The sequence below is a fragment of the Paenibacillus barengoltzii NBRC 101215 genome, from assembly GCF_004000745.1.
GTDB classification, from domain to species: domain Bacteria; phylum Bacillota; class Bacilli; order Paenibacillales; family Paenibacillaceae; genus Fontibacillus; species Fontibacillus barengoltzii.
In genome coordinates this window covers 38,829-53,713 of record NZ_BILV01000046.1, presented here as the reverse complement: position 1 = coordinate 53,713, position 14,885 = coordinate 38,829, and the positions used below count along the sequence as shown (strand labels likewise).

Here is a 14,885-nt window from a genome sequence, read left to right as displayed (position 1 = left end):
GATACAACCAAGATTAACAATTAATTGAATACCATGTCACTTTAGATGCAAGGCTAGTGGATTCCGGCACCCGCAGGGCACATTCTGTATGAAATTTCATATATAATTCGCTAAAACCGGTGAATCTGGTGAATTGTATTCGATTTTTCGAACACAATGGTTGACTTAATCGGTCCGCAGCGCGTAAATCGGGCGCAGCTTGGCTGCCTTGTTCGCTGGAATCATCCCAAAGATGATGCCGATGAACAAGGAGAAGCCAAAGGCGATCAGGACGATCGGGAGCGATACGGTGGTCGTTAGCGACGAATAGTGGCCGATCAACGCGCTGGCGCCGTAGCCCAGCCCGATGCCAATCAAGCCGCCGAAGCCGCTAAGTGCCGTCGATTCGACCATGAATTGCATCAGGATGTCACGCTTTTTGGCCCCGATCGCTTTGCGAACGCCGATTTCCCGGGTGCGCTCGCTGACGGAGACGAGCATGATGTTCATGATCCCAATGCCGCCGACGAGCAGCGAAATGCCGGCAATGCCGCCGAGCGCCAGCGACAGTATTTGGGTTGTCGAATTTAGCGTGTCCAGCATCTCCTGGGAGTTAAAGATACTGTAGGCGTTGTCGGCATTTTGGAACTTTTTATCCAAGGTAGCTTCCAGCAACGCTTTGACGGTTTCAATCTGCTTGGTGTCCTCAACCTGTACCGTAATCGAACGCACGCCGCGGCTTTGCAGAAAGCGCTCGGCCGTAGCGATTGGGATCAGCAGCTTATTATCGTTGGAGGCGGTCAGGCTGGAACCTTTCGATTCCAACAAGCCAACGATTTTGAAACTGCTGCCGTTAAGCTGAATCGTTTGTCCAATCGGGTTATCTGTGCCAAAAAAAGTCTCGGCAGCTTCGGTCCCGATCAACGCCACCTTCATGCGGAACTCATTGTCCATGTCGATGATGTAACGTCCGGCTTGGACGTGGAAATCCTGGACCTCCTCGTAGGAAGGCGCGATGCCTTCTACCGAAAGACTGTCATTTACCGTTCCTTTCTTGGCCGTTACAGAGCCGTTGATCACGGGGGATACGGCCTTCACCCCTTCGATCTTCCCCAGAGCCATCGCTTCCTCAAAGGAGAGTGAGGTGGAGCTGCCCCGGCCCATGATGTTCACCGTAAGCAGGTCGGTTCCCAAGCCTTCGAGTTGGTCCGTAATCTGCGATGTGGTGCCTTGCCCCACAGATACGAGCGTAATCACCGAGGAGACGCCGATAATGATGCCTAGCATCGTAAGAAAAGAGCGGATCTTCGCTCCGGCGATGCTTTTCCAGGCCATTTTGATGCTTTGCAGAAGATTCATGCCCGGCTCCCCCGATCTTCAACAATTCGTCCGTCCTGGATTCGGATGACCCGTTTGGCTTGCTCAGCGATGGACAGATCGTGGGTGATAATAATGATCGTGTGGCCGAGTGCATTCAGTTCCTTCATCTTATCCATCACTTCGATGCCAGTCTTGCTGTCCAGCGCGCCGGTCGGTTCGTCCGCGAGCAGGAGCGGCGGGGAGCCGGCGATTGCACGGGCGATGGCCACCCGCTGCTGCTGCCCGCCTGACAACTCGGAAGGACGATGGTGCATCCGGTCTTCCAAACCAACGAGACGGAGCGACTCTTCGACTGATTTTTTTCGCTCCTTGTGCGGGACGTTGCGGTAGATGAGCGGCAGCTCAACATTTTCGTAGGCGGTTAATTTGGGCAACAGATTAAACTGTTGAAAAATAAACCCAATCTTCTCATTGCGAATCGTGGCCAGCTTGTTATCGGACAGCTTGCGTATGTCCTGCCCGTCAAGCAAATACGTCCCTTCGTTGGCGACGTCCAGACAGCCCAGCATGTTCATCAGCGTCGACTTCCCGGAGCCGGACGGGCCGATGATGGCGACGAATTCGCCATGCCGGACCTGAAAGCTGATATCGCTGAGCACGGTCATCATCTCTCCGGCCATACGGTAGCCGTGTCCGAGGTTCTGCACGTCGATCAGTGGGGGAGATATTGCCGCCATTATCGGCCACCTCCGCCGCTGAACCCGCCTCTTCCGGATGGAGCCGCACCGCCCCCGCCAGGAGCGGCGCCTCCGGCTCCGCCAAATCCGGCACTGCCTCCGCCGAACCCTCCCTGCATTCTCATTTGCTGTTGGGTGGAGGAACTCGAAGAGTTGCTGATGATCGTCGGGATCACAACCTCCTGGCCTTCGGTTAGTCCGCTGACAATCTCGATATATGATTCGTTATGCACGCCAACCTCAACGACCTGAATACGGCCGTTCATGCCGCTGGTGCCTCCGGCAGCACCAGCTGCGGCATCGGGCTGTGCAGTGCGGCCTGTGCTGGGCGTGCTGCCTTCGGCCGGTGCGCTGCCCGTGGTCGGCGCACTGTCAGCGGCCGGTGCGCTGCCTGTAGCCGGCCCGCTGCCCGACCCTTGCGGACTGGCTGCGCCACCTGCCGCACTTGTTCCGTCGCTCCCCGTTTCGGGCAGCATGACGAAATACCGGCCGGCCCGCTGCTGAACCGCCTCGATCGGCAGGGTTAAGATATCCTTTTTCTCCTCGGTGATGATCGTTGCTTCCGCTGACATGCCTACCCGCACGCCTTCAGAATTGTTCAGGGCGATCGTGACATCAAATAACGACACACCGCCCGAGGCAACCCCTTCATTCGCGATGTCAGAGACAACACCTTCAAAAGTCTGATCCGGAAAAGCGTCAACTTGAACGTTCGCCTTCATGCCCTTTGTGACGCTGGGGATATCCAGCTCGTCAACCTGAATTTTGACGCTGAGCTTCTGGTAATCGTTAATGACAAACAGCTCGCTTCCGCTTTTAGCCTGTTCCCCGGCGGTGATGTTGACTGCGGTGACCGTGCCGTCAATCGGGGAGGTTAACGGATCGGGAGGAACCATTGCCTCCTGCAGCTTAGCGATTTCCGCTTCCGTATTGCTGATGTTTAGCTCTTGCTTGGCAATTGATTTTTTCGTGGCGTTTAGTGTTTGCTCGTCGGCGCCTTCTTGCACTTGACGTTTAAACTGATTTTGCAAATCAACCAGGTCCAGTTTCTGCATTTCCAGGGAGGATTGCTGTTCCTTGATGTTGTCGGTATTATCCGTGCCCTCAAATGTCAGCAGCACCTGGCCTTCTTCCACGACGTCTCCCGTCTTTACAAGAACTTCGCTTACTTTCCCCTCGTCCTTCGTACGTACGCTTTCGCTCTCGGTTGAGACGATCGTACCTGATCCGGACACGCTAACGGTAATGTCGCCCTTGCTGACCCGGGTCGTATTCTGAACGGGCGCCGCCGTCTGATTCTGCTTGTCCGGCAGCTTTAGAACAAGGATGAGGGCAATGGCGATCAGAACCAAGGCTCCGCCCCCAATCCACAACCATTTCTTCTTCATCGAATCCCTCCAACGATGATGTATTCTACCGGCAGACGGCAGTGCTTGTACCGGTTCTCTGCAAATCAAAACCATTTTAGAAGATGAAGATGAGGCGAACCTTAAGTGAAGCTGAAAGTTTTCTGAATGATTTTTCATAAAAAGACCAATTCACGGGAAATAGCCATGGCGCCATTCACAACGATCAAGTACAATGGATGTAACATATTTTGGGGAGGACTTTTTTTTCATGGATCAACGTCCGTCTGAAACATCTTATTCGTATTCTACATTTAACCAATTTCCGCCGCCGCCGCCAACGACACCGCCAAAAACCAACGGCAAATCCATCGCCTCGCTGGTGCTCGGGATTCTCTCGATCGTGATTCCGTATGTCGGTTTTATTTTGGGGATCGTTGCGATTGTCTTCGCCAGCTTGTCGTTTAAGGAGATCAAGCGGAAGGGCGAGCAGGGCAAGGGACTTAGCATCGCAGGGCTCGTTTGCGGCATCATCGGTACGGCAGTGTACGGCGTCATTATTGTACTTGCCATTATTGCGATCGTAATCTTTGCGGCTGCAACGCCAGACATCTATGGTACGTTTTAAAGAACGGAATGAAAGCACCGTTGCCTGGGGCACGGTGTTTTTTTTCGTTGACGTTGACTTCCATGTCGCTGGACAAGCTGGAAAAGGCGCGCAAAGTTTGTGATAATAGAAACAATCGCAATTTTTTGAATGAAAGAGGGATAGGGCCATGGCGCAAACGGAGACGAACGGAACAGCGGTGCAAAGTACGGCCGATGCGGGGGAACAGGAGCGAATTATCGCCCAGATTGCGAAGGAGCTGGGACTCTCCCTGAAGCAGGTGCGAACAACGATCGGGCTGCTGGATGAGGGCAATACGATTCCGTTTATCGCCCGTTACCGGAAGGAAATGACCGGAGAGCTGGACGAAAACCAGCTGCGTAATATTGAAGAGCGGACGCAATACCTTCGCAACCTGGAGGAACGGAAGCGGGAAGTCATCCGGATGATCGACGAGCAAGGCAAGCTGACGGATGAGTTGGCAGCCGCAATCACGAAGGCCGTGAAGCTGCAGGAAGTGGAGGACTTATACCGACCTTACCGGCAAAAACGCAAAACCCGCGCGAGCGTAGCGAAAGAAAAGGGACTGGAGCCGTTGGCGGAATGGCTGCTTACGCAGCCGAAGCAAGGCGATCCGCTCACGGAAGCAGCGAAGTTCACCCAGGCTGCCGGGATCGAAGGGGGCGTGGAAACGGCCGAGGAGGCGCTGCAAGGGGCGATGGATATCGTCGCCGAGCAGGTCGCGGATGAAGCGGCAACGCGGGCATGGGTTCGCAAATATACGATGGACCACGGCATGATGGTGTCCGAAGCGAAGTCGCCGGAAGAGGAATCCGTCTACGAAATGTACTATAACTATCGGGAACCGGCCAAAAAAATGCCGCCTCACCGCATCCTCGCCATGAACCGCGGCGAGCGGGAGAACGTGCTGAAGGTGTCACTCGAAGTGGACGCCGAGGCGATCTGCCGCCACATCGCCGGTCAGGTGATCCGCGGGCGTTCCGCAACGGAGGACGTGCTGCGCGCGGCGATCGAGGACGCATACAAACGCCTGATCGCCCCGTCGATCGAGCGGGAGGTACGCGGCGAGTTGACGGAAAAAGCCGAAGCTCAGGCGATTTCCATCTTCGCCGCCAATTTGCGCAGCTTGCTGCTGCAGCCGCCGGTACGCGGCAAAACGGTGCTTGGCGTTGACCCGGCCTACCGCACCGGCTGTAAGCTTGCCGTTGTTGACGACACCGGCAAGTTGCTGGAGGTGGCGGTCACCTACCCGACGCCGCCCAACAACAAGAAAAAGGAAGCGGCGGTCAAGTTCCACGAGCTGATCGACAAATACGGGATCGAGCTGATCGTGATCGGCAACGGTACGGCTTCGCGGGAGACCGAGCAATTTGTCGCCGAGGTCATCGCCGAGCGTAAGGGCAAGGATCGCGAGCTGGCGTACCTGATCGTCAACGAGGCGGGAGCCAGCGTTTATTCGGCCTCCAAGCTGGCGCAGGAGGAGTTTCCAGATCTGGACGTCGCGGAGCGAAGTGCCGTATCCATTGCACGGCGGGTGCAAGACCCGCTGGCGGAGCTGGTCAAGATTGAGCCGAAGGCCATTGGCGTCGGTCAATACCAGCATGACGTATCGCAGAAGCATCTCGACGAAAGCTTAAAGAACGTGGTGGAGTCGGCGGTGAACCATGTTGGTGTGGACGTTAATACCGCTTCACCGGCGCTCTTGTCCTACGTGTCCGGCGTGAATGCGACGATTGCGAAGAATATCGTGAAGTTCCGCGAGGAGAACGGACGCTTCAAGAGCCGAAAGCAGCTGCAAAAAGTGCCGCGGCTTGGCGCCAAAACCTTCGAGCAGTGCGTAGGCTTCCTGCGAATCGACGGCGGCGAGAATCCGCTGGATAAGACGCCGATCCACCCGGAATCTTATGACGTGGTGCATCGCTTGTTTGCCGAGCTGGGGGTGTCGATGGAACAGCTGGGCTCTAAGGAGCTCAATGAGAAGCTGGATACGTTGAATCCGGATGAACTGGCCCCTCGACTTGAAGTGGGCGTTCCAACGCTGCGCGACATTCTGGAAAGCTTACAGCGCCCAGGGCGTGACCCGCGGGAGGAGCTGCCGCCGCCAATCTTCCGCACGGATGTGCTGAAAATTGAGGACTTGGTGCCCGGCATGGAACTGCAGGGGACGGTGCGCAACGTTATCGATTTTGGGGCTTTTGTGGATATTGGCATCAAAAACGATGGGCTTGTCCACATCTCCCAACTAAGCAACGGGTACGTCAAGCATCCGATGGACGTCGTCTCGGTCGGTGACAATGTCACCGTCTGGGTGCTGAATGTGGACGTGAAGAAAGGCCGGGTTGGATTGACAATGCGGGGACCTTCTGAGGTGAAGGCGCAATAAACGTCAGGAGAGCCGGTAAACGGGATTTCCCGTGGAGCCCGGCTCTTTTTTTGCGAGAGCGAGGGCCGTACTCCAGTAGATTTTCTGCTGTGGAGCCGGCCCTTGTTGCATTGAAGTGCTATTGCATTTGGTTTGAGGATTCGGTTTGGCTTTTTTGACGACTATAATAAAAAAACCAACAATCGTTTAACAGCCGAATTTGACGGCGATCTCTCTTGTTAAAGGCACGCATGATCTGATTGCTAAGCCAGTTTGGCAAGCGTATCCCCTCCTCCGGTAACCCATTGGTATGGTTAAGGTATGGGGAATTTCCCCAATCCGTGCAAGTCCCTTGCAAATCGACGGTAAATTCTGGATTGTGAGCACGGTGGGAAATCGGAAGGGACGGGGGCAGCTGGCCTGAGCTGACGACCGGGAGGGTGGTGCGAGGGTTGACGCCACTCTAACAGAAGTTTGGAGCGTTGGCGCTGCCTCCGCGTTAGTTGGGTCCATTCTAACGGAACTCAGAGACGTTATTTGCGAGGAAACGGGCATGATCCAATCCTAACGGAACCAGGAGACCTTATTTGGGGCGTGGATGGTGATATGGTCGCCAAAAAGGTGCAATAAGGTCATTACGTTCCGTTACAGCGGGAAATCGCCGGGAAATAGGCAAATAAGGTCTCTACGTTCCGTTAGAGTGGCGCTGGTTCGTTGGAGGGAGGGCGGTGGGCATGACGAGCCCTGCCCCCAAAAAACCCCGACGTTGGCGTGCTAAGCCCCCCAACCCTAAGCCAAAAAGCCGGCCGCTCCCCAACTTACAGAAAGGGATAACCGGCCGGCTTTTTTTGTTGCGGTTCTCTTGGCAGAAACTCAAGAGTTACGCGCCTTCTTCTTCGTACCATTGCTCCAGCTGAGCCTGGAGAGCACGGATTTCGGTGAGCAGCGAAATCAGGGGGTAATTTTCCTCGCGAATCGCGGAAAAAGCGGACTCCAGTCCGTTAATATAATCCAGCCCGCTGGTGATCTGCAGCGATTCCTGCAGGAGCTCAAGCTGGTCGCATTCGGCAATTGCACGCGGCAAGGTTGGAACCTTGGAAGCCGTCAGTTTATCGATTTCCTTGTTCAGCCGCAAATTCAAAGCGCTAAGCTGGTAGGCGTAATCACGGGGCATTTCAACGAAGATCAGTTCTTGGTCCTGCTGCAATATGACGTATCTCATTAGGGACATGCTTCACGATTCTCCTTTTCTATCCATCCTACTTGACAGTGTAGCGTAAGGAGAAGTTAAAATTCAAGTAATGAATCTAGCATTATATTTTGCATCTACGAACAGGAAGGGGAGAGGACGATGACGGATGAGCAGCTGCAAGCCTGGATCGAGCAAATCTCGCTGCGTTCTTTCGGCGTGCCTTTCCGGCATAAAGCCCGTTTTAACAGCCGGTTACGAACAACCGGAGGGCGTTATTTTATGAAAACCCATCATATCGAAATTAATCCCGCGCAACTGGCTGCCTACGGGGAAGAGGAAGTCGAACGCATCATCAAGCACGAATTGTGTCACTACCATCTGCACCTCGCGGGGCGAGGATACCAGCATCGCGACGCGGACTTTAAGGCCCTGCTTCAAAAAGTGGGCGGCAGCCGCTATTGCAACGCCTTGCCCGGAGCAAAACAGCGCAAAACATTGCCGCACCGCTATAAGCTGGTCTGCGCCGATTGCGGAATGACGTATCTGCGTAAACGCCGCGTGGATCCCGCCCGATACCGCTGCGGTCGATGTGCGGGGAAACTTCGGCTTTATTCATTATCCGAAGCTTAAGATGTGCTATACTGAAGTCAAACGATTGAAGGAGTGATGTCAGATGGCTCAATCTCAAGCCAAGAAACATCGGCAGAAGCTCATTCGAGAAGGCAAACGCAGCCCCGAGCTCAGCCGCAGCCCATTTGCGTTGCAGGATTTGCGAACCCGCAAGACGAAGACCAAGCAGGAACAACTTCATCGGCAAAAATATAAGAACCACGCTTCCTATTATGGAGACGATGGTTCTTATTATTTTAGTCCTCAGAATCTGTGCTTTTCGATACCGTTAAAAAAATCTCGTGCAACTCACTGTCCTCTGACGTCTTGGTCTGGTGCTGCATAAGAAACGCCGCGACCCAATCCTGAAACTCTTTCGCTTCCTGCGGGGTCAGATACACCTGATCCGTGGTCAACTGCGCAGAAGACGTTTGCGAGCGAGATGCTTTCAAGAACCGCTTCTTGCTTTCATCATATAAATTGTTGAGCAGCTTCTCGGTTTCTGACAAGGCGACCTGCCTCAGCGTATCGTCAAAATAACTTTTCTTAATCTGAATAGCCCCCTCAAAGGGCTCATAGTATTTCGCTGTAATGCCGTTGATGACCTTCGTATCCACAAGTTGCAGCAGGCCGATGCTCTCCAGTTTTTTGGCATGATAATAGACCTTGGCTGGAACCTCTCCCATCTTATCCGCGACTTCCTTCATCGTTGCCGGACGATTTAATTGCTTAAATGTATCCAGGATTTGAAGGCGATACGGGTCAGAATAGATCCGAATGTCCTCCAAGGTTTTTAATTCCTTCACATTGTCCACCTGCAAGCCCCCTACCCGAACCTCATGCGGTTGTCGTCGTTGTTTTTAGTATAGCTTGGGTCTATCAAATGCGCAAAGCAGGTGAAGGCATCAAATTTCCATAAAGCTTCGCTGCTTTAATAAGAACAGAAGCGGGATAAGTAGGAGGCATCCAAAGCTTACATACAGAAGGTGGACAGGCATCCATTCCCCTACAACCCCGGCCAGCGCGCTGCCTGCAGGAATCGCACAGGTGCAGACCATGGAGTACAATGCTCCAACACGGCCCAGCAGTTCCTTGGGGACACTTTCCATAAAATAGGTCGTGGATGGGGTGTTGCATAAGGAGACGGAAAGCCCCATGCCAAAGGAAAATAACGCAGCCAAAGCGAGCGGTTGAATCGGAACGACCGCAGGCAGGTACATCAGCGCATAGTTGGCTCCAAGCAGCAAGTAACCGGTGAGGATGAGATGGCTTTTTTTGTAGTGGGAGCCCCTCTTGCCAATCCATAACCCGCTGACAATGGTTCCAGAGATTAAGCTAACCCCCATCAGGCTTAGGCCGGCAGGACCGGAACCTAGAATTTCATCCACATAGACGGCGTTTAGGACGTTAAACGGGGATAAGCAGAAGTTAACGAAAGCCGCAGCCATCACGATGGTAATCAGCAATTTGTTGGATACGAGATATTTAAGCCCAGCCTTCAGTTCCTGAACAAAGGAGTCGTCTGGTTGTGCAGCATTGAGGTGAGGAGCAGGTGAATCTGGGTTGGCGCTTGGGCTGGAGGTGCGAATCAGAAAAATGAAGCCGGCCGCAAGGGTAAACGTAAGGCCGTCAATCAAAATTGCAGTGGAAATACCTAAGGTTGCAATAATACCGCCGACGGCGGCCATGCCCGCTAATTCAGCTGCCCGCGAAGCGGAAGTGCTGAACGAATTGCCGCTAAGCAGTTTTTCCTTAGGCAGCAGTTGAGGAACCAAAGCCAGCTCGGCAGGAGAGGCAAAGCATTCCAAGGTGGAGGTCAAGAATGTCAGCACATAGAGATGCCAGGGGGCGAGCCAGCCTTGCCAATAGAGGAAGGCCGTGAAGCAGACAATGAGGCCGCGCCCCAGATAGGTGAACGCCGCGACCTTCTTCTTGGACCAACGATCCACCAGCGTTCCCGCGAAAAAGCTAAAGGCGATGTTCGGGATGAAATTGAGGGCAAACAAGGTGCCCATCATCAAGGTGGAGCCGGTTAGTCTGTATACCATCCAGCTATAAGCAATAGAGTCAATAGAATCGCCAAAACGGGAAATGATACGAGCGAGCAAAAGGTACAGAAACGGTTTATAAGCTGCCAGTTCTCCGATCCGGATCAACGGCCGGCTTTTGACGCGCACGTCTTGAGACATGAAAACATTCCTCCTACAAAAATGTTAACACGTTAAAATTATTTTTACGTTAAGTTTATTTTATCGTTTTTTCGATGGAATGCAACCCTTTTTTTGGGGGGCTTGTTTGACGAAAAGCTGCGGCAACTGGCTGAACAGTTGTCACCGTGTGTGGAGAAAGAAGGAAGGGCTTACAAACTGCTTAGAATCTTGACTTTGCTGCGGAACCGTGATAAATTAAATGGTGTTCTCACTCATGTCGTTCCCCGATAGCTCAGTCGGTAGAGCACTCGACTGTTAATCGAGTTGTCACAGGTTCGAGTCCTGTTCGGGGAGCCATTTATATGGAGAGATACCCAAGTGGCTATAAGGGGACCCTCTGCTAAGGGGTTAGACTGCGTAAGCGGTGCGAGGGTTCGAATCCCTCTCTCTCCGTTCTGAATTACATCACAATAAGAGCCTCCGGTAATCTGGAGGCTCTTTGTTGTTTGATGGATGAGAACCCTCGATAGGTGGGTTCGTCGGAGCATAAGCTTCGGTAGGAATACATCGCAGTCTCGAACGAAGTGAGAGTATCTCTCTCTCTCCGTTCCCAAAATATTTTTTATATTTAGGGCTTGCAAGCCGGAAATCTTTTTGCTATACTCATTTTTGTCGCCGCTTCTAGTGGTGATGAAGCTGTGGCCCGTTGGTCAAGGGGTTAAGACACCTCCCTTTCACGGAGGTAACAGGGGTTCGAATCCCCTACGGGTCACCATCCCTTTTATTAATTTCATATGCGGTAGTGGTGGAATGGCAGACACGCTATCTTGAGGGGGTAGTGGGCGTACGCCCGTGGAGGTTCGAGTCCTCTCTACCGCATCCTAAGAAAGTGAAGAACCTTGCATTTAGCAAGGTTCTTTCTTCATGCCCAAAGGCTTAGACAGGGGCTAGATTTCGAGTAAAGTGCGAATTGCATAAGCCACTCCGTGTTCGTCATTGGTTCGGGTGACCGAGGTGGCCAGGCGCTTGACGTCATCTACAGCATTGCCCATAGCGATTTTGGTACCTGCGACTTGAAACATGGAGATATCATTATAGCTGTCACCGATCACCACGGTATCGGACATCTCGACGCCCAAATGGCCGGCGAGAAATTGTAATGCTTGGCCTTTGTCGGTTTCCTTCGCGATGACCTCTACAATATGCTTGGCGGAGGTAGTCGTTTGCACCTGAGGCTGTACGTTAAAATGTCGCGTGATTTCGTCGAGTTTTTCTTCGTTATAGGTAAATACCAGAAGTTTATATATAGGACGCTCTTGCTCGATGAGCTGCAGTGGATTGTCGAATCTCTCGAAACCAAATTGAACGAATTGGATTTTTGCGCTCTCCCACAATCGATCCCGATTGACCTCCGCATTTGCGCTGACCAGCATATCCATTTCAGCGAGCAGCTTTTGCTCGCCGCTTGACGGTGAATAGATGGCTTCAGGACAAAATATTTCGAAATAGACGTCCTGTTTCAGCAAATAACGAATGGCTTCCGCAGCAGCGTTCGAGTGAATTGGCGTTTCCCGCAGCAGCATTCCTTCCCGGTCGAACACTTCTGCGCCATTGGATGCGATAATGGGGATGGACAGCTTCCCGGTTAAATGTCGGGCATCAAAGCTTGCTCTACCGGTACACAGCGTTACAGTATGCCCCTGTTCTACGGCGTGCGAAATGGCGTCCAAGCCTTGGGAGCTCGGGCGGCTGTTCGAGGTCAGCAGCGTTCCGTCCAGATCAACAGCGATCAGTTTCATCGTTAGTTTCCTCCTATCCTCCCATTATGGGTGAGGGTTATCTTTATGGTTACGAGTATAAATTATGAAATGCATTTCAGGTCAAGGAGAGATCAAAACGTGGTAACTCAGCTTTGGATCATTGTTCTGATTGGAGCGGGAACCTATTTATTACGGGCAGGTTCCTTAGTATTAGGCAGCCGGATCCGGTGGTCCGATTCTACGAAGGAATGGTTAGCGTATGTGACGCCTGCCGTGCTTGGCTCGCTGATTGGCCCGCTGCTGCTGCTTGATGATGGGAAGTGGATACCGCTGGCGGAGAACCTGATGCTGTTTGCCGCGATTCCTACGATTTTGATCGCCTGGTGGACACGCCGTCTTCTGTTAACAGTAACCGCCGGCGTGCTGTTTTATGCAGGTTTTCACGCTTGGCTCGGCTGACCAGGATCAAAAGATAGATAGAGGGAGAGGAAGCATTCATGAATCGACCGAAACGAAGTGAAGAGATTCAACATGCCTTACGGGATGCATTTCCGATTCTGCTGGCTTATTTTCCATTGTCCATGACTTACGGTGTGCTAGCTGCGGCGGGTGGAATGCCGGGGGGAATGACTGTGTTCAGTTCGGTTTGGATCTTCTCGGGAGGGGCCCAGTTTATGCTGTTAGGTATGTTGGCATCCGCTGCGGCTCCCGTGACCATCGTAACGACACTGCTGCTGTTAAACATGCGTCATGTCCTCTATGGAGCAACGATGGGACCTTACCTGTCGACATGGCGGGAATTCCCCAAATGGTTGGCAGCGATTGGCCTAACCGATGAAGGGTTCGCGGTCACTTCCAGCCGGGCAGCCCAAGGGGAGCCGATATCGCCTGCTTATTATATTACTTTCGCATTGGCGATTTATGGGTCGTGGATTGCCGGTACAGCGGTAGGCACTGGATTGGGGAGCTTCGTTACCGCAGAATTGGCGGAAGTTTTAACTTTTGCGCTGCCGGCGCTCTTCATCGCGTTGCTTGCCGGGGGCGAGCGTACTGTGCCATTCCTAGCCGCAGCTGGCTGTGGGGCCGTGCTCGCCACCTTCGCAGGGATGCTCCAGCTTGGGGGCATCGGCTTGATTGCCGGAGGCTTGGCTGGTGCTACACTGGGGCAGCAACTCAGCCGAATGTTATCACGACGAATTTCGGCAGCCCAGGACAAAGCTGAACGTCCGTTACACTAACGCTCAGCTGAGTTCATTATGGTTCCTGCTGGGGCGGCAAGTCCAGGTTCGAGGAATATTTGGGATATAAAGCCCGGATGCAATCAGGGCAAATGTCATGCGTAAATTCAGCGTGGGTATGCTGGATCAGGTAAGCCTCGGTGTTACACCATCTGTTGTTGCCTTCATCCTTGATCTTCTTACATACGGCACAAATGGGAAGCAGCCCTCGGAGCGTGCGGGTATGTGCGAGCTCATGCTGAATTTGAAGTTGCAGACGCTTTATCCGGGTGATGTTGGTGCAGGTGATCACGATGCCTTGAGGTGAAGAGGCGTCCTCTTCGGCATAAGGAGTTAATTCGGCGAGAAACCAGAGCTCGTCATCGTTGGAGGGAACCTTGAATTCAATCTCAATATGGTCGGCTTCCCCGTTTAATATTTTGGAAAATTGATCCAACAGCAGATGGGGGTTAAAATAACGATGATGATGCGGCCCCTGCTGAAAAAACTGAAAAATGTTTAATCCGGGCCGTGCCCAGCCGTGAGCAACACCCAAAGAGGCGGCACGTTTGGCCCAAGTTCGGTTGACAGAGACGATCGTTCCATTCGGTTCAATGATTGCAACACTTTGATTCAAAGAATGATAGGGTGCCTTCCATTGGAAGTTGTCACTCATGGCGGGTACGCTCCTGTCATGAAACTGAGGGCAGTCTTCCGACCTATTAAGTACTTGCCAGTCGTATGTTAAGATATAGGTATAGTTCCAGCATTTCACTCTATTATAAACGCATCTAAGTTATTACACAACTTATAAATTACTTAAATGCGTCATCAAAGCTGTTGAGGAAGGTTGGAGAGAAGTTGTCAATCTACGAACGTATTGAACTGCTGATTAAAAACGCCGGCATGACCAAAAAGGCGTTTTGCCTCGAATTGGGGATCAGTACCGGGAACTTCGGGGATTGGAAGCGGGGAAAGTCCACGCCGAGCACGAATAAATTGATTGAGATCGCGGCTTTTTTCGATGTTAGTCTGGATTGGCTTATGACGGGAAAGGAAAAACAGGCGGAGTACGTGCAGGATCATAGAACGGAATATACCACCACCACCGATAAAGACTGGAGCTCGTTCATCGGCACGTTAACCGAAGCCGAGCGAGCTTTTGTTCGGGAATATATCGAATTTGTCCGTTACCGTAGGCGGAAGACCGGTCGGATGGACAAATAATTCCACTTTACTTTTGAAGACGGCAAAGCTATAATTACCATGTTCGTCTGAACCTAGACTTAACATATGCGGTAGTGGTGGAATGGCAGACACGCTATCTTGAGGGGGTAGTGGGCGTACGCCCGTGGAGGTTCGAGTCCTCTCTACCGCATGACAGAAGAACTTCTCGGAGGAATCCGGGAAGTTCTTTTTTTGATTCCTTTGAATTGGTGGAGCATGTGAGTATGGGAAGGTGACTTTTTGCACATATTAATAAAAATCTTGCGAAAAGTGCGTCAAATCAAGCCGTTTGGGCAGGTTTTCAAGTTGACACGCCGATAAAAATTCATTAATATGTCTAAGTACTAAAAGAGCTGCG

16 protein-coding genes and 5 tRNA genes are annotated in these 14,885 nt (G+C 52.5%); 12 read left to right on the top strand and 9 right to left on the bottom strand.

The annotated features are described in order from the left end of the window. Positions 1-165: 165 nt before the first annotated feature. Genes PBA01S_RS13750 through PBA01S_RS13740 form a run of 3 tightly spaced genes read right to left on the bottom strand, consistent with a single transcriptional unit; the run spans position 166 to position 3,424 of the window. Entirely contained in the window at positions 166-1,338 is a 1,173-nt protein-coding gene (locus PBA01S_RS13750; RefSeq protein WP_028539680.1) for an ABC transporter permease, read from the bottom strand. Continuing rightward, a complete protein-coding gene (locus PBA01S_RS13745; protein ID WP_028539681.1) occupies positions 1,335-2,036 on the bottom strand; it encodes an ABC transporter ATP-binding protein in 702 nt (233 codons plus the stop codon). Before PBA01S_RS13745 ends, PBA01S_RS13750 begins: the two co-directional genes overlap by 4 nt. Next, a complete protein-coding gene (locus PBA01S_RS13740) occupies positions 2,036-3,424 on the bottom strand; it encodes an efflux RND transporter periplasmic adaptor subunit (protein WP_028539682.1) in 1,389 nt (462 codons plus the stop codon). The genes PBA01S_RS13745 and PBA01S_RS13740 overlap by 1 nt, the downstream gene beginning before the upstream one ends. 229 nt (positions 3,425-3,653) lie before the next feature. Between PBA01S_RS13740 and PBA01S_RS13735 the strand changes: the two genes are divergently transcribed. Together PBA01S_RS13735 and PBA01S_RS13730 are read left to right on the top strand one after the other, a co-directional pair. Then, on the top strand, positions 3,654-4,010 hold the full coding sequence (locus tag PBA01S_RS13735) for a DUF4190 domain-containing protein (RefSeq protein ID WP_016313114.1): 357 nt from the start codon (positions 3,654-3,656) through the stop codon (positions 4,008-4,010). 148 nt (positions 4,011-4,158) lie between these two features. After that, a complete protein-coding gene (locus PBA01S_RS13730; protein WP_028539684.1) occupies positions 4,159-6,393 on the top strand; it encodes a Tex family protein in 2,235 nt (744 codons plus the stop codon). A gap of 118 nt (positions 6,394-6,511) precedes the next feature. Here the strand turns inward: PBA01S_RS13730 and cmpA are convergent, their stop codons facing one another. Beyond that, on the bottom strand, positions 6,512-6,652 hold the full coding sequence (gene cmpA, locus PBA01S_RS13725; RefSeq protein ID WP_127576196.1) for a cortex morphogenetic protein CmpA: 141 nt from the start codon (positions 6,650-6,652) through the stop codon (positions 6,512-6,514). Between the two features lie 600 nt (positions 6,653-7,252). After that, positions 7,253-7,603 (bottom strand): hypothetical protein, encoded by a 351-nt coding sequence (locus PBA01S_RS13720; RefSeq protein ID WP_028539685.1) that lies wholly within the window; start codon positions 7,601-7,603, stop codon positions 7,253-7,255. Between the two features lie 120 nt (positions 7,604-7,723). Between PBA01S_RS13720 and PBA01S_RS13715 the strand changes: the two genes are divergently transcribed. Together PBA01S_RS13715 and brfA are read left to right on the top strand one after the other, a co-directional pair. Then, on the top strand, positions 7,724-8,194 hold the full coding sequence (locus PBA01S_RS13715) for a SprT family protein (protein WP_028539686.1): 471 nt from the start codon (positions 7,724-7,726) through the stop codon (positions 8,192-8,194). A 43-nt stretch (positions 8,195-8,237) separates the two neighbouring features. Continuing rightward, entirely contained in the window at positions 8,238-8,519 is a 282-nt protein-coding gene (gene brfA / locus PBA01S_RS23455; RefSeq protein ID WP_016313110.1) for a ribosome rescue factor BrfA, read from the top strand. Here brfA and PBA01S_RS13705 read toward each other — a convergent pair. Continuing rightward, entirely contained in the window at positions 8,431-8,988 is a 558-nt protein-coding gene (locus PBA01S_RS13705; protein WP_016313109.1) for a winged helix-turn-helix domain-containing protein, read from the bottom strand. The two genes, brfA and PBA01S_RS13705, sit on opposite strands and share 89 nt — an antisense overlap. A 90-nt stretch (positions 8,989-9,078) precedes the next feature. Beyond that, on the bottom strand, positions 9,079-10,362 hold the full coding sequence (locus tag PBA01S_RS13700) for an MFS transporter (RefSeq protein WP_016313108.1): 1,284 nt from the start codon (positions 10,360-10,362) through the stop codon (positions 9,079-9,081). Between the two features lie 242 nt (positions 10,363-10,604). Here PBA01S_RS13700 and PBA01S_RS13695 point away from each other — a divergent pair. From PBA01S_RS13695 to PBA01S_RS13680, 4 genes are all read left to right on the top strand, one after another. Beyond that, positions 10,605-10,680 (top strand) — tRNA-Asn (locus PBA01S_RS13695). Positions 10,681-10,687: 7 nt separating this feature from the next. Next, a tRNA-Ser gene (locus PBA01S_RS13690) sits at positions 10,688-10,776 on the top strand. Positions 10,777-11,023: 247 nt separating this feature from the next. Then, positions 11,024-11,098: transfer RNA gene (locus PBA01S_RS13685), tRNA-Glu, on the top strand. Positions 11,099-11,119: 21 nt separating this feature from the next. Then, positions 11,120-11,202: transfer RNA gene (locus tag PBA01S_RS13680), tRNA-Leu, on the top strand. Between the two features lie 68 nt (positions 11,203-11,270). On the opposite strand, the gene PBA01S_RS13675 is transcribed toward PBA01S_RS13680, so the two are convergent. Further along, positions 11,271-12,122, bottom strand: a complete 852-nt coding sequence (locus tag PBA01S_RS13675) for a Cof-type HAD-IIB family hydrolase (RefSeq protein ID WP_127576195.1) — start codon at positions 12,120-12,122, stop codon at positions 11,271-11,273. 99 nt (positions 12,123-12,221) lie between these two features. Here PBA01S_RS13675 and PBA01S_RS13670 point away from each other — a divergent pair, with 99 nt between their 5' ends. Both PBA01S_RS13670 and PBA01S_RS13665 read left to right on the top strand, forming a co-directional pair. Then, positions 12,222-12,542, top strand: a complete 321-nt coding sequence (locus PBA01S_RS13670) for an AzlD domain-containing protein (RefSeq protein WP_254899750.1) — start codon at positions 12,222-12,224, stop codon at positions 12,540-12,542. 38 nt (positions 12,543-12,580) lie between these two features. After that, positions 12,581-13,321 carry an AzlC family ABC transporter permease gene (locus tag PBA01S_RS13665; RefSeq protein ID WP_127576194.1) on the top strand — a complete coding sequence of 247 codons (741 nt, stop codon included), beginning with the start codon at positions 12,581-12,583 and terminating at the stop codon, positions 13,319-13,321. Positions 13,322-13,337: 16 nt separating this feature from the next. Here PBA01S_RS13665 and PBA01S_RS13660 read toward each other — a convergent pair whose 3' ends face one another. Further along, positions 13,338-13,976, bottom strand: coding sequence for a PAS domain-containing protein (locus tag PBA01S_RS13660; RefSeq protein ID WP_016313104.1), 639 nt, complete (start codon positions 13,974-13,976; stop codon positions 13,338-13,340). Between the two features lie 230 nt (positions 13,977-14,206). On the opposite strand from PBA01S_RS13660, the gene PBA01S_RS13655 reads away from it, so the two are divergent. Beyond that, positions 14,207-14,527 (top strand): helix-turn-helix domain-containing protein, encoded by a 321-nt coding sequence (locus PBA01S_RS13655; protein WP_051134981.1) that lies wholly within the window; start codon positions 14,207-14,209, stop codon positions 14,525-14,527. Between the two features lie 68 nt (positions 14,528-14,595). Continuing rightward, positions 14,596-14,678, top strand: a tRNA-Leu gene (locus tag PBA01S_RS13650). Positions 14,679-14,885 lie beyond the last annotated feature (207 nt).

Coding starts and splice junctions, on each gene's coding strand:
- PBA01S_RS13750 (WP_028539680.1), bottom strand. CDS start 1,338: ATGAATCTTCTGCAAAGCATCAAAATGGCCTGGAAAAGCATCGCCGGA.
- PBA01S_RS13745 (WP_028539681.1), bottom strand. CDS start 2,036: ATGGCGGCAATATCTCCCCCACTGATCGACGTGCAGAACCTCGGACAC.
- PBA01S_RS13740 (WP_028539682.1), bottom strand. CDS start 3,424: ATGAAGAAGAAATGGTTGTGGATTGGGGGCGGAGCCTTGGTTCTGATC.
- PBA01S_RS13735 (WP_016313114.1), top strand. CDS start 3,654: ATGGATCAACGTCCGTCTGAAACATCTTATTCGTATTCTACATTTAAC.
- PBA01S_RS13730 (WP_028539684.1), top strand. CDS start 4,159: ATGGCGCAAACGGAGACGAACGGAACAGCGGTGCAAAGTACGGCCGAT.
- PBA01S_RS13720 (WP_028539685.1), bottom strand. CDS start 7,603: ATGTCCCTAATGAGATACGTCATATTGCAGCAGGACCAAGAACTGATC.
- PBA01S_RS13715 (WP_028539686.1), top strand. CDS start 7,724: ATGACGGATGAGCAGCTGCAAGCCTGGATCGAGCAAATCTCGCTGCGT.
- brfA (WP_016313110.1), top strand. CDS start 8,238: ATGGCTCAATCTCAAGCCAAGAAACATCGGCAGAAGCTCATTCGAGAA.
- PBA01S_RS13700 (WP_016313108.1), bottom strand. CDS start 10,362: ATGTCTCAAGACGTGCGCGTCAAAAGCCGGCCGTTGATCCGGATCGGA.
- PBA01S_RS13675 (WP_127576195.1), bottom strand. CDS start 12,122: ATGAAACTGATCGCTGTTGATCTGGACGGAACGCTGCTGACCTCGAAC.
- PBA01S_RS13665 (WP_127576194.1), top strand. CDS start 12,581: ATGAATCGACCGAAACGAAGTGAAGAGATTCAACATGCCTTACGGGAT.
- PBA01S_RS13660 (WP_016313104.1), bottom strand. CDS start 13,976: ATGAGTGACAACTTCCAATGGAAGGCACCCTATCATTCTTTGAATCAA.
- PBA01S_RS13655 (WP_051134981.1), top strand. CDS start 14,207: ATGACCAAAAAGGCGTTTTGCCTCGAATTGGGGATCAGTACCGGGAAC.